Annotated in this window: 11 protein-coding genes; 8 read left to right on the top strand and 3 right to left on the bottom strand. The window is 74.0% G+C overall.

Translation table 11 applies throughout. The features are described from left to right. The first annotated feature begins 35 nt into the window (after positions 1–35). Together ACFOVU_RS12270 and ACFOVU_RS12265 are read left to right on the top strand one after the other, a co-directional pair. Positions 36–1259 (top strand): aromatic ring-hydroxylating oxygenase subunit alpha, encoded by a 1224-nt coding sequence (locus ACFOVU_RS12270; RefSeq protein ID WP_378532994.1) that lies wholly within the window; start codon positions 36–38, stop codon positions 1257–1259. 120 nt (positions 1260–1379) lie between these two features. Then, positions 1380–1901: a pyridoxamine 5'-phosphate oxidase family protein gene (locus ACFOVU_RS12265; protein ID WP_378532992.1), complete on the top strand. Its 522-nt coding sequence runs from the start codon at positions 1380–1382 to the stop codon at positions 1899–1901. A 15-nt stretch (positions 1902–1916) separates the two neighbouring features. Here the strand turns inward: ACFOVU_RS12265 and ACFOVU_RS12260 are convergent, their stop codons facing one another. After that, the gene (locus ACFOVU_RS12260) at positions 1917–2546 is read right to left on the bottom strand and encodes a TetR/AcrR family transcriptional regulator (RefSeq protein WP_378532990.1); all 630 of its coding nucleotides are present in this window, start codon (positions 2544–2546) and stop codon (positions 1917–1919) included. 340 nt (positions 2547–2886) lie between these two features. Here ACFOVU_RS12260 and ACFOVU_RS12255 point away from each other — a divergent pair, with 340 nt between their 5' ends. From ACFOVU_RS12255 to ACFOVU_RS12240, 4 genes are all read left to right on the top strand, one after another. Then, a complete protein-coding gene (locus ACFOVU_RS12255) occupies positions 2887–3063 on the top strand; it encodes a hypothetical protein (protein WP_378532989.1) in 177 nt (58 codons plus the stop codon). Between the two features lie 604 nt (positions 3064–3667). Then, the gene (locus ACFOVU_RS12250; protein WP_378532987.1) at positions 3668–4408 is read left to right on the top strand and encodes a DUF2271 domain-containing protein; all 741 of its coding nucleotides are present in this window, start codon (positions 3668–3670) and stop codon (positions 4406–4408) included. Further along, a complete protein-coding gene (locus ACFOVU_RS12245; protein ID WP_378532985.1) occupies positions 4398–5360 on the top strand; it encodes an FAD:protein FMN transferase in 963 nt (320 codons plus the stop codon). Before ACFOVU_RS12250 ends, ACFOVU_RS12245 begins: the two co-directional genes overlap by 11 nt. Beyond that, positions 5347–6669, top strand: coding sequence for a ferric reductase-like transmembrane domain-containing protein (locus ACFOVU_RS12240; protein WP_378532983.1), 1323 nt, complete (start codon positions 5347–5349; stop codon positions 6667–6669). Before ACFOVU_RS12245 ends, ACFOVU_RS12240 begins: the two co-directional genes overlap by 14 nt. 22 nt (positions 6670–6691) lie before the next feature. On the opposite strand, the gene ACFOVU_RS12235 is transcribed toward ACFOVU_RS12240, so the two are convergent. After that, entirely contained in the window at positions 6692–7933 is a 1242-nt protein-coding gene (locus tag ACFOVU_RS12235; RefSeq protein ID WP_378532981.1) for a GTP-binding protein, read from the bottom strand. Positions 7934–8337: 404 nt separating this feature from the next. Here ACFOVU_RS12235 and ACFOVU_RS12230 point away from each other — a divergent pair, with 404 nt between their 5' ends. Next, positions 8338–10065, top strand: coding sequence for a class I adenylate-forming enzyme family protein (locus ACFOVU_RS12230; protein WP_378532979.1), 1728 nt, complete (start codon positions 8338–8340; stop codon positions 10063–10065). Positions 10066–10099: 34 nt separating this feature from the next. Here ACFOVU_RS12230 and ACFOVU_RS12225 read toward each other — a convergent pair whose 3' ends face one another. Further along, entirely contained in the window at positions 10100–11341 is a 1242-nt protein-coding gene (locus tag ACFOVU_RS12225; RefSeq protein ID WP_378532977.1) for an acyl-CoA dehydrogenase family protein, read from the bottom strand. A gap of 98 nt (positions 11342–11439) precedes the next feature. Between ACFOVU_RS12225 and ACFOVU_RS12220 the strand changes: the two genes are divergently transcribed. Further along, on the top strand, positions 11440–12507 hold the full coding sequence (locus ACFOVU_RS12220) for an acyl-CoA dehydrogenase family protein (protein WP_378532975.1): 1068 nt from the start codon (positions 11440–11442) through the stop codon (positions 12505–12507). The last annotated feature ends 19 nt before the right edge of the window (positions 12508–12526 follow it).

Genomic DNA, 12526 nt, shown 5'->3' with positions numbered 1-12526 from the left:
CGCCCGAAGCACCGACCGGAGGAGCCCGACACACCATGGCCACCTCATACGACCCCGCCGCCCCGGCCCTGCCCCCTGACCCCGCCGCAGCGTCCGACCTGATCGCCACGCTGCCCGGGCACTACTACACCGACCCCGCGGTGTTCGCGCGGGAGCAGGAGCGCGTCTTCGAGGCGATGTGGTTCTGCGCCGTGCGCTCCGGCGACCTCGATCGCCCCGGCGCGTTCCGGACCGTCCAGGTGGGCCGGGAGAGCGTGCTGGTCAGCCGCAACCGGTCCGGGGAGGTCCGCGCGTTCCTCAACGTGTGCCGGCACCGGGGCGCGCAGCTGTGCGTCCAGGAGGCCGGCGAGGTCCGCCGCTCCTTCCAGTGCCCCTACCACGCCTGGACCTACGACCTCGACGGCCGGCTCATCGCCGCGCCCAACCTGGCGGGGATGCCCGGCGTGGACCGCGCCGCGCACGGCCTGATCGGCGTGCACGTGCGCGAATGGCTCGGGTACGTGTGGGTGTGCCTGGCCGAGGAGCCGCCGTCGTTCGCCGAGACGGTCGAGGGCGTCGTGGCCGAGCGGCTGGGATCGGAGGAGGCCATCGGCAACTACCGGGTCGAGGGCCTGGACCTGGGGCGGCGCATCACCTACGACGTCCGGGCCAACTGGAAGCTCATCATCGAGAACTTCATGGAGTGCTACCACTGCGGCACCATCCACCCCGAGCTGACCGAGGTGCTGCCGGAGTTCGCCGACGGCTACGCCGCGCAGTACTACGTGGGCCACGGCGCGGAGTTCGGTGCCGGGGTCGAGGGGTTCACGGTCGACGGCGGTGCGGGGTTCGGCCGGCTCGACGGCGTGAGCGAGGACCAGGACCGCCGCTACTACGCGATCACCGTCGCCCCGCAGGTGTTCGTCAACCTCGTGCCCGACCACGTGATCGTGCACCGCATGTTCCCGCTGGCCGCCGACCGCACGCGGGTGGAGTGCGACTGGCTCTATGCGCCCGAGACCCTCGCGGGCGGGGCCGACGTCTCCCGCTCGGTGGAGCTGTTCGACCGGGTCAACCGGCAGGACTTCGACGCCTGCGAGCGGTGCCAGCCGACCATGGCCTCGCGCGCCTACCGGGCGGGCGGGGTGCTGGTGCCCATGGAGCACCACATCGCGGCGTTCCACGACTGGCTGGCCGAACGGATCGGCGGGGCCGCGACCGGCGAGGCCGGGGCGAGCGGCGCCGCGGAGCCGCGCGTAGCCGGCCGCGCCGGCGGGTAGGCGCCACCGGGCAGGTGCCGCCGGGCGGCTGCACCGGTGTGTCACAGGGCCCCTCTACGGTGGCCCCTATCGTGCACCGGGCCGGCCGCCCGGCCTCGGACCACACGGGAGGAGCCCGCCATGACCGCTACACCCGCGCCCACCGGCACACTCGACGCGCGCTACAGCAGGCCCGATGCCCGGCCGAGCCGGTGGGGCGAGGTGAGCGAGGTGCTGGACACGGCGGAGACGTACTGGCTGTCGACCGTCCGCTCCGACGGGCGCCCGCACGTCACGCCGCTGATCGGCATCTGGGACGGCACGTCGCTGTACTTCAGCACCGGCGACCGCGAGCAGAAGGCCCACAACCTCGCCACCAACCCCAACGTCTCCCTGACCACCGGCAACAACGCCCTCCAGGGCGGGCTCGACGTCGTGGCCGAGGGCACGGCGGTGCGCATCGGCGACCCCGGCCGGCTGGCGTCGCTGGCGGCGGCCTGGGTCGGCAAGTACGGCGAAGTCTGGCGCTTCGAGGTCAGGGACGGCGACTTCTGGCACGAGGGCGGCGGCCTGGCTGGCGTCTACGAGGTCACCCCGACCAGGGTCTTCGCGTTCCGCAAGGGCGACGACCGGTTCGCCCAGACCGGCTGGCGCCTGGGCTGATACCCGGCGCGCGGATCAGGGGACGGGGAAGTCGGCGGTGGCGCGCTCCACCCCCACCAGGGCGAGGTTGAGGACCCGGTCGCTGAGGCTCTCCGGCGTCTCCTCGGGGTGGTCGAGCAGCCAGTCCACCAGGGCGTCGGCGGCGCCGGTGGCGATGCGCGCAAGGATCTCGGCGTCCTTCGCGGAGATGATGCGCCCGCCGCCGGGCAGCCCGGTCCCGGCCACCACCATCGCGGTGATCTCGTCCAGGACCCGTGCCCGGGCCGCCGCCACCTCATGGGAGAACGGCTCGCCCTGGGTGCGCGCCTGCTGGTAGAGGACGACCCAGCTCTGGCGGTTCTCGGCGACGAACCCGAAGAACGCGCGCAGCCCCTGCCACAGCCCCAGCTCGGGCGGGTCGTCGGCGCGGATCGCGTCGCGCACGGCCTGCACCAGCCGGTCGGCCTCACGGTGGATACACGCCGTGAACAGCCCCTCCTTCGAGCCGAGGTAGATGTAGACCATCGGCTTGGAGATCCCCGCCACCTCGGCGACCTCCTCGACGCTCGTGGAGTGGTATCCCGAGCGGGAGAAGACCTGGATCGCGGCGTCGATCATCTGCTGTTCGCGGACCTCGCGGGGCAGCCGTTTCTGTTTGCTGGACACGGTTCCCGACCCTACCGACGCGTCATCGGGCGTCCCGCCGCCGTCGGCCGGGCCCGATGGGCCGGATACCCGGTGTGACCATCGCACCGTGCGCGCCAGGGGCGCTGCGGTGGCCCTCGCCACATTCCCGGTGCGCGGCGGCGCCGCCCGGCACCCGACCACGCCTTTGGCCCATGTTGGGTATTTCCCGGGCGTCCATAGACCCGATTTGGGACACGCTTTTACCGGCGTTCCCAGCGGTCGGAAAACGGCGGATCACCGCCCCGCGCCCGCGGATCGGAGGGGCGCCGCGGAATCGCACGTCCACACCCGAAAGACACTCCTGGAAACGGAGCCCACCATGCTGCGACGGCTCACCGCCGCATCCATCACCGCCTCGGCGATCGCCCTCGTACCCACACCGGCAATGGGCGACATCTGCTTCGAAGCCGCCCGCTGCTCCCTCATCTCCATCCCCGGATCGAGCCTTCCCGTGCACTTCCAGGACGAGGTGGTGGAGATCGAATTCCTGAGCTGACCCGGCCGTGAGCGGCCGGAAGGGGCCACGGCCGACGTGGTCCGGAAGAAGCCCCGGGGCGGGTTCACGGCCCCGGGGCTTCCCTGCTCCCCGGCCCGCCCACCCCTCGCCGGAATGTGGCCGGGGAAGTCCGAAATCCGAATATCCGGGTTCCCTCCGAGATCCCTGGATTCGCACTCTACGATCTCGGCGCGGTTTCCACAGCCCATCGGGAAACCCGGCCATGGTTATCTCCCTCACGTCCACACGGCCCGCCGGGCGAACACATTGACCGCGCGATGCCAATTCACCCGGATTCACGCATATTCCCGATGATTCCCGCAAAAACCGCCCGCGCGGACACGTGACCGGAAGAACTCCCCTCCTGTGGCCTCGTCTTCGCCGAGGCTCTGCGGGGGACGTCGGCGGGCGGCGCCGCGCCCCCACGGTCACACCGGGGTACCCTGACCCGCGATTACGCCGTCCACCTGGTCTTTCGCCGGATTTTCGTCAGTGATCTTATACTCGTGCGAGAGCTGATGATCGGCACACGTTGTCATCCGCACGCATTCGACCGCTCGACCCGTCCGCCGTTGACCGGACCCCCGAAAGGACGCCGCAGCCCATGTCGGACCGCAGCATCCGGATGGTCGTCCCGCTGGTGGTGGTCACCGGTGTGGCCACCGTCTCCACCGGCACCTACTTCCTGCACCGCGAGCCCGTCGAGGCCGTGGCCTTCGCCCCCCAGGGCCAGCAGGCCGCCCCCCAGGCGCCGTCGCCGAGCGAGGGCCCCGGTGCCTCCCCGGGCCAGTCGGCCCAGGAGCCCGCGGCGGCCGGCCTGGGCCTGGTACGGGTGAACTACCGCCTGCACCGCCTGCCGCAGCTCGCCAGCAACCAGATCGCGGTGTGGATCGAAGACCGGGACGGCACCTACATCCGCACCCTCTTCGCCACCAGCTTCACCGCCAACGGCGGCTATGTCCGCCGCCCCGAATCCCTGGTGGAGTGGCGCGCCGCCGCGCAGTGGGAATCCGCCCCCCAGGAGGAGGTCGAGAGCGCGAGCCGCCCCGCCCAGGACAGCGGCGACCAGACCCTCTACTGGGACGGCACCGACCGCACCGGCCGCCCGGTCCCCCCGGGCGACTACGTGTACCGCATCGAGGGCAACACCTCCTGGGAGAACCGGATCATGTTCACCGGCACCATCACCCTGGGGGACGAGCCCGCCTCCTCGCAGGCCGAGCAGGAGTTCCTGCCCGCGGCGGCCGAGCGCGACGGCACGATGGTCGAGAACGTGGGCGCGGAGTTCAGCCCCGGCGAACCGCTCGACCCGGCCATGCTGACCACCTTCACCCGTGGCTCCTGAGGACCGCGGCGCCCGCGAGCGCCTGATGGGCACGGAGATCCTCCTCGCGGCGCTGGGCACCGCCCATCAGGCCCAGGTCTTCGGCTGGCTCGGCGCGGTCGAGCGCACCTTCAGCCGGTTCACCACCGACAGCGACACCACGCGGGTCAACTCCGCCGGAGGGCGGCCCACCGAGGTCGCCCCGATGTTCGCCGCCGCACTGGCCGAGGCGTGCGCCCACTGCGAGCGCACCGGCGGGCTGTTCGACCCGTTCCTCGCCGCCGACATGGAGCGCATCGGCTACGACCGCGACTTCGCGCTCATCGCCGCCGAGGGGGTGGCCGGATCCGGCCACACGGCCGCCCCGCCCCGGGCGCCGCGCGGCACGGGCGCACCCCGGGTCGAGATCGACCACGACCGCCACACCGTCACCCTCTCCCCCGGCCTGCACGTGGACCTCGGCGGCTTCGTCAAGGGGTGGAGCGTCCAGCAGGCCGCCGACGCCCTGCGGCGCGGCGGCGCGCCGCGCGGCCTGATCGACGCGGGCGGCGACATCGCCGCCTGGCGCACCCGGGACGACCCGCCGTGGCGGATCGGGGTGGAGCACCCGCTCACCGGTGCGACCGCCGCCGAGCTGACCTTGGCGCCGGCCACGTCCGTGGCCACCAGCAGCATCGCCCGCCGCACCTGGCAGGGCGCCGACGGCACCCCCGTGCACCACCTGCTCGACCCCCGCACCGGCGCCCCCGCCGTGTCGGACTGCGCGCAGGCCACGGTCTTCGCATCCGACCTCGGCGCGGCCGAGGTCTATGCGACCTGCCTGGTCCTGCTCGGGACCGGCGACGGCCCGGACCTGCTCGCCGACCTCGACGCGACCGCCGCGTGGATGACCGTCGACCGCGACGGCCGGGTGCGCCCCTCCCCCAACCTCGACCTCCACTGCCACGAGGCGGCCTTCGATGACCCTTCATGAACAGACCCTGACCGCCCGGCGCGGCGCGGCCACCGTGCTGCGCCCGCTGGCCACCGGCTACGTGGTGGCGGCCATCGCCGTCTCGCTGCTGCCGTTCGTGCCCCTGCTGCGGATGGTGGACGAGGTGGGCGGGCCGGTCCCCGGGCTGGCCAACATCGCCGGCCTGGTCGGCGGCGTGCTGATCTGGTGGCAGCTCGTCCTGGGCATGCGGCCGGTGTCGGCGCTGCTGACCCCCGACCGCGGCGCGATCGTGGCGCTGCACGCGTGGCTGGGGTCGGCGGGGGCGTTCTTCATCCTGCTGCACCCGCTGATGGAGATGATCGCCGACCGCCACGACCTCGGGTACCTGGTGCGGTTCGACTTCACCTGGGCCGAATCGAGCTTCACCTCACTGGGCCGGGCGGCGTTCCTGATGTTCCTGGCGCTGTGGCTGGCCAGCACGCTGCTGCGGGCGCTGGTGCGCTACCGGACCTGGAACTACGTCCACTACCTGTCCTATCCGCTGGGGGCGCTGGTGTTCGTGCACGCCTACGGCGTGGGCTCGTTCATGCACGACAACGCCTGGCTGCGCGCCTACTGGCTGGTGCTGGGCGCATCGTTCGCGGCGGCGGCCGCCTGGCGCCTGGCCGCCCCGCTGGGCGCACCCCGCTACGAGCTGACGGGCGCCACCCGGGCGGGCCCCGCGGCGGCCGTCTACACCATGGCGCCCAAGGGCCGGTGGATGCGCCCGTTGCCCGGGCAGTTCTGCAACGTGCGCACGCGGCTCATGTCACGGTCGCATCCGCTGAGCGTGGTGCGCACCGATCCCGGCAGCGGGGAGCTGACGTTCGCCGTGCGCGACGCGGGACCGTTCACCGGTGAGCTGAGCGGGCTCGCGCCCGGCGATACCCTCTACGTCGACGGCCCGCACGGGACCTTCACCCACGAGGCGCTGCGCGGGGACCTGCCGACCGTCCTCATCGCGGGCGGGATCGGCGTCACCCCGTTCGTGGAGCTGGTGCGGTCGCGCCCCGCCGGCGGGCTCGCCCTCTTCCACGTCAGCCGGTCGCCCGCCACCGCACTGTTCGCCGCGGAGCTGCGCGCCGAACTCGGCCCGGACTACGTGCACCTGGCCCCCGCTCGGACGGAGCGGGGCGAGCGCCCCGGGTTCGACGCCGAGACCGTGCTGCGCCACATCGGCCCGCGCACCGCACGCACTGCCCGGTTCTTCGTGTGCGGCGGCCCGGATTTCGTCGCCGCGGTGGACGCGGCCCTGGAGGAGCAGGGCATCGGCCCCGACCAGCGCTTCACCGAGAAATTCGAGTGGTAGTGGCCCCGGCGGAGGGGGCGGGTCAGGGGGACGCGTGGGCGGGGTGCCCGTGGCCGGGGTGGTCGTGGGCGTGGCCCGGGCCGTGGCGGTGGTCGTGGAGGTCGCCGAGGTCCCAGGCGGGGAACGGGTCGGCCAGCGCTGCCGGGCCTGCGGCGGCCTCGGCGTCGGTGAGCAGGCAGGACTCCAGGCGTGCGCGGAGCCGTTCCGCCTTCAGCTCGACCCCGATGAACACGAGTTCCTGACAGGGCCGGCCGGCCTGGGGGTCGTCGATCTCGTCGGCGCCGGCCAGGGCCGCGGGTTCGAACCGGGCCACCGGACCGGCCTGCGACCACAGGCCCGTGACGGCGGCACGGGTGGCGAGCCGGAAGAAGCCCTTGGAACGCAGCACCGTGCCCAGGTCCCCGCCGTCCATCCCGGCGGTGACCAGCTCCCACAGCCGCGCGGGGTGGAAGGGGCGGTCGGCGCGGAAGACCAGGCTGGAGATCCCGTACTCCTCGGTCTCGGGCACGTGGTCGCCGTTCAGCTCCGCGGCCCATCCGGGGGCGAGCGCGGCGCGGTCCAGGTCGAACAGGCCGGCGCCCACGATCTGCGCCGGATCGATGCGCCCGTGCACGGCGCGGACGATGCGCGCCTGCGGGTTGAGCCGCCGCAGCGCGGCCTCGACGCGCTCCACTGACCAGGGGCCGACCAGGTCGGTCTTGTTGACGACGAGCACGTCGGCGAACTCGACCTGGTCGATGAGCAGGTCGCTGACGGTGCGGTCGTCGTCCTCGTAGGCGTCGAGGCCGCGGCCGGCGAGGTCGTCGCCGCGGTCGAGTTCGGCCAGGAAGTTCACGGCGTCGACGACGGTGGCCATGGTGTCGATGCGGGTGCGGTCGAGCAGCCCGGCGCCGTCGTCGCCGATGTGGGCGAAGGTGGCGGCCACCGGCATGGGCTCGGAGATGCCGCTCGACTCGATCAGCAGGTGGTCGAAGCGGCCATCGCGGGCGAGCCGGCCGACCTCGGTCAGCAGGTCGTCGCGGAGGGTGCAGCAGATGCACCCGTTGGACATCTCGACCAGCCGCTCCTCGGTGCGCGACAGGGCGGCGCCGCCGTCGCGGACGAGGGCGGCGTCGATGTTGATCTCGCTCATGTCGTTGACGATCACGGCGACGCGCAGTCCCGCGCGGTTGTGCAGGACGTGGTTGAGCAGGGACGTCTTGCCCGCGCCGAGGAACCCCGACAGGACGGTGACCGGCAGCCGGCCGGTTGCGGATGTGGACATGGTGGGGCGGGCCGCCCTTTCGCTGTGCTGGTGTCGGGTGTGCTCGCGCGGCGCGCGTCGGCCGCCCCTTCCGCCGCCGCGGTGCGGACGGCCGGGTCGCGGGGCGGGCCCTCCGGCCGGGACTCGCGCCAGGGGCGGTCCGGCGGTTCCGCGGCGCCGACGGTGGGGGCCGGGCGGCCGCGGACGGCCGGGATCGAGAGTGCCGAGGCGTGATGTGCGTGCCCATGCCTCCCGGCCGGAGGGCGGGCAAATGAAAATGATTTTCATTTGCGAATCTCTTTCTAGCAGCCCGCCCCGCTCTCTGTCCATTCGACCTCTGGATACCGACCGGTCGGTCGCGTACCCTCGCTTGCACGACTTCCTTGTGACCGGCGACACACGCCAGGGACCCGGCGGAGGTGCCGATGGCCGACCCCGACATCGCCCGGCCGGTGCGCTCGCTGGCGGCGGTCACCGCCCGCCTCCTGGTCAGCGGCGGCCCCTTCGAGACCGCGACCGCCGACATCAACGGGGTCCCCACGCGGGTCTGGGCCAACGCCCCGGTGCACCTGCGCGCGGTCCTGGAGGGCAGCCGCGGGCAGGAGGGCGCAACGGCGCTGGTCTACGGCGAGGAGCGGATGAGCCACGCCGACTACTTCCGCAGCGCCGCCGCCTTCGCCCGCCGCCTCGCCGACGACTACGGCGTGGCCAAGGGCGACCGCGTCGCGATCGCCATGCGCAACTACCCCGAATGGGTGATCGCGTTCTTCGCCGCCGCGGGGATCGGCGCGATCGTCGTCCCGCTCAACTCCTGGTGGACCGGCGGCGAGCTGGAATTCGGGCTCACCGACAGCGGCGCGAAGGTGCTGGTGGCCGACGCCGAGCGCATCGAGCGGCTGGCCGGGGCGCCACAGCGGCTGGGGATCGCGGTGGTCGCGGTGCGCACCCCCGGCCCGCTGCCGGCGGGCACCCGTGCCTGGCCCGACGTGCTGGGCGAGGTGCCCGGCGACGCCGCCCTGCCCGAGGCCGACCTCGCCCCCGACGACCCGGCGACCATCTTCTACACCTCGGGCACCACCGGCGTCCCCAAGGGCGCGCTCGGCTCGCACCGCAACATGATCGCCAACATCATGGCGTCGTCCTATGCCCGGCACCGGGCGATCATGCGGCTGGGCCTGGAGCTGCCGGAGGCGCAGGAATTCCTGGGCGCGCTGCCGCCGCCCGTAATCCTGTGCGTGGTCCCGCTGTTCCACGCCACGGGCGCGCAGACCGTCATGCTGCCCGCCCTGGCCACCGGCGGGACGCTCGTGCTGATGTACCGGTGGGACGCCGAAGCGGCGCTGCGCGCGGTGCAGCGGGAGCGGGTCACGGCGATCACCGCGGTGCCGGCGATGATCTCCCAGCTGCTCGCCGCACCGCGGCTGGCCGACCACGACCTGTCCAGCCTGCTCGTCCTGAGCTCCGGCGGCGCGCCGGCCGCGCCGGCGCTGGTCCGGCGGGCGCGCGGCCGCCTGCACGAACTCCTGCTGGCCCAGGGCTACGGGATGACCGAGTGCTCGGCCACCGCGACGGTCAACGGGGGCAGCGACTACCTGCTGCGCCCGGACAGCGCAGGGGTGCCGGTGGCAACGGTCGACGTCAAGGTGGTGGACCCGGCGGGGGCCGAACTGCCGCCCGGCGAGGTGGGCGAGGTGTGGATCCGCGGGCCGGGCGTGGTCCTGGGCTACTGGGGGCGGCCCGAGGCGACCGCGGAGACCTTCACCGACGGCTGGCTGCACACCGGCGACCTGGGCCGGATCGACGAGGAGGGGTTCGTCTACATCGTCGACCGCGCCAAGGACATGATCATCCGCGGCGGGGAGAACGTGTACTGCGCAGAGGTCGAGGCCGCCATCCACGAGCACCCCGCTGTGGGCGAGGTCGCGGTGGTGGGCGTCCCCCATGAGGTCTGGGGCGAGGAGGTGGGCGCGGTGGTGCGGCCGCTGCCCGGGCACCGCCTCGAAGAGGCGGACCTGCGCGACCACCTGGACGGCCGTCTGGCATCGTTCAAGATCCCCGCCCACATCCGGATCGCCGGCCACGACCTCCCGCGCAACGCGGCCGGCAAGCTGCTGAAGAAGCGCGTGAAGGAGGAGCAGGGCTGGGACGCATAGACCCCCTCTGGGCACGGGCCGGGGCGGCGCGCGCTCACGCGGGCGGGCCGGCGGGGCGGGGCTCGCGGGGAAGGCCGAGCACGCGTTCGGCGATGACGTTGCGCTGGATCTCGTCGGTGCCCGCGTAGATCGTGTCCGCGCGGGAGAAGAGGAAGAGCCGCTGCCAGCGGTCGAGATCGTAGCCCTCGGGGACCCCCGGGTCCGCCCCGGCGACCGCTTCGGGCGCCGCGTCGCCGGCGGTGCCCGCGGTGAGCATCGACGGCGCCCCGATCACGTCCATCGCCAGTTCGCCCAGGTCGCGGTGCCAGCGGGCCCAGAAGAGCTTGCCGATGGAGGCCTCGGGGCCCGGTGCGCCGGCCGCGGTGGCGGCCATCGTGCGCAGCGCCGTGTAGCGCATGGTGCGCACGCCGATCCAGGCGCGGGTGAGCCGGTCGCGGATGAGCGGGTCGCCGGCGGCTCCGTTGTCGCGCGCGACGCGGATCAGCTCCCGTAACTCGCGCTCGTAGCCGACCTGGAGGCCGAGCGTCGAGACGCCCCGCTCGAAGCCGAGCGTCGCCATCGCGATCCGCCAGCCGTCGCCGGGTTCGCCCACGAGCGCGTCGGGGCCGGTGCGCACGCCGTCGAAGACGACTTCGTTGAACTCGGAGGTGCCGGTGAGCTGGGTGATCGGGCGCACCTCGACCCCCGGGGCGTCCATGGGCACCAGCAGGTAGCCCAGCCCCCGGTGCCCGCGGGAGCCGGGTTCGGTCCGGGCGAGCACGAAGCACCGGTGGGCCTCGCGGGCGTGGGAGGTCCAGATCTTGCGGCCGTCGACCACCCAGCCGCCGGTGCCGGGGTCGGGGCGGGCGCGGGTGGCGACCGCCGCGAGGTCCGATCCCGCGCCCGGCTCGGAGTAGCCCTGGCACCACAGCTCCCGCACGGCGGCGATGGCGGGCAGGTACCGGGCGCGCTGCGCGGGGCTGCCGAAGGCGATGAGGGTGGGGCCCAGCAGGTGTTCGCCGATGTGGTTGACCCGGGCCGGGGCGTCGGCGCGGGCGTACTCCTCGTGGAAGGCGACCTGGCGCTCGATGCCCGCTCCGCGCCCGCCGTACTCCACGGGCCAGCCCAGGCAGGTCCACCCGGCGGCGGCCATGTGCCGTTCCCAGGCCAGGCGGACGTCGAAGGCCTCGTGGTCGCGGCCGGGGCCGCCGAGCCCGCGGGCGGCGGCGAAGTCGCCGACGAGGTTCTCGGCGAGCCAGGTCCGGACTTCGTCGCGGAATTCGCGCTCGGTGTCCACGCTCCCTCCCGGCGGTCGGGTCCGGCGCCTGTTGCGGCGCCGGGACGCCGGTTAGCCTAGCAAACACTTGTTTGGTCTTTCGGAACAGGGGGCGGGCCGTGCGCTTGAGTGCCGAGCAGGAGGAGCTCCGGGCGGCCGTCCGCGGCCTGGTCGCGCGGCGGGCCGGCGATCCGGGGCGGATGTGGCGCGAGCTCGCCGGCCAGATCGGGGCGCAGGGCCTGGCCCTGCCCGAGGACCATGGCGGCGGCGGGTTCTCCTGCCGGGAGACGCACGTGGTCATGGAGGAGCTGGGCCGGGCGCTGGCCCCGGTCCCCTTCCTGGGGTCGGCCGTCCTGGCCGGTCAGGCGCTGGCGGGCAGCGAGGACGCGGCCGCGCGCCGCCGGTGGCTGCCGCGCGTGGCCGACGGCTCCCTCATCGCGGCCCTCGCCTGGGCGGAAGGGGGCTCCTGCGACATCGCGGGCACGGCCGCGCGCGCCGAGCCCGCGCCCGGCGGAACGTGGCGGCTGACCGGGGCCAAGGACCGCGTCCTGGACGCCGGTACCGCGGGGCTGCTGCTGGTCGCGGCGCACACATCGGACGGGCCGGGCCTGTTCGCCGCCGCCCCGGGCGCCGAGGGCGTGACCGTCGCCGCCCGGATACCGGTGGATACGACCCGGCCCCAGGGGCGCGTCTCCTTCGACCGCGTCCCCGTTCGCCGGGTGGCCCGCGACGGGGCCGCGGTGCTGGGGCGCGCGCTGGACGCGGGACGGGCCGCGCTGGCGGCCGAGCAGGTGGGCGGCGCGGCGGCCTGTCTGGAGGCGGCGGTGTCCCATGCGAAGCAGCGGGTCCAGTTCGGCCGGCCCATCGGCGCCTTCCAGGCCGTCAAGCACCGGCTGGCCGACATGCTGGTTCTGGTCGAGGGCGCCCGCTCGGCCGCGCTGGCGGCCTCGTTCGCGCTCGCCGAGGGTGCGCCGGACGCCGCGGAGGTGGTGTCGCTGGCGGCGTCGGCGTGTGCGGAGGCGTTCCGGACGGTCGCCGGGGAGTCCGTCCAGCTGCACGGCGGCATCGGCGTGACCTGGGAGCACCCCTGCCAGCGGTACTTCAAGCGCGCCCATTCCTCGGCGCTGCTGCTGGGGAGCCCGGAGTGGCACCGGCGGCGGCTGGCGGGCCCGCTCGGGCTGGGGTGAGCGCCGCCGGGCGGGCGCC

It is taken from the genome of Nocardiopsis sediminis, from assembly GCF_042650565.1.
GTDB classification, from domain to species: domain Bacteria; phylum Actinomycetota; class Actinomycetes; order Streptosporangiales; family Streptosporangiaceae; genus Nocardiopsis_B; species Nocardiopsis_B sediminis.
The sequence above is the reverse complement of the archived record's forward strand: the minus strand, read 5'-3'. Positions and strand labels throughout refer to the sequence as shown.

Excerpts from the sequence above, each read along its gene's own strand:
- ACFOVU_RS12270 (WP_378532994.1), top strand. The coding sequence starts at position 36 with ATGGCCACCTCATACGACCCCGCCGCCCCGGCCCTGCCCCCTGACCCC.
- ACFOVU_RS12235 (WP_378532981.1), bottom strand. The coding sequence starts at position 7,933 with ATGTCCACATCCGCAACCGGCCGGCTGCCGGTCACCGTCCTGTCGGGG.
- ACFOVU_RS12250 (WP_378532987.1), top strand. The coding sequence starts at position 3,668 with ATGTCGGACCGCAGCATCCGGATGGTCGTCCCGCTGGTGGTGGTCACC.
- ACFOVU_RS12240 (WP_378532983.1), top strand. The coding sequence starts at position 5,347 with ATGACCCTTCATGAACAGACCCTGACCGCCCGGCGCGGCGCGGCCACC.
- ACFOVU_RS12255 (WP_378532989.1), top strand. The coding sequence starts at position 2,887 with ATGCTGCGACGGCTCACCGCCGCATCCATCACCGCCTCGGCGATCGCC.
- ACFOVU_RS12265 (WP_378532992.1), top strand. The coding sequence starts at position 1,380 with ATGACCGCTACACCCGCGCCCACCGGCACACTCGACGCGCGCTACAGC.
- ACFOVU_RS12230 (WP_378532979.1), top strand. The coding sequence starts at position 8,338 with ATGGCCGACCCCGACATCGCCCGGCCGGTGCGCTCGCTGGCGGCGGTC.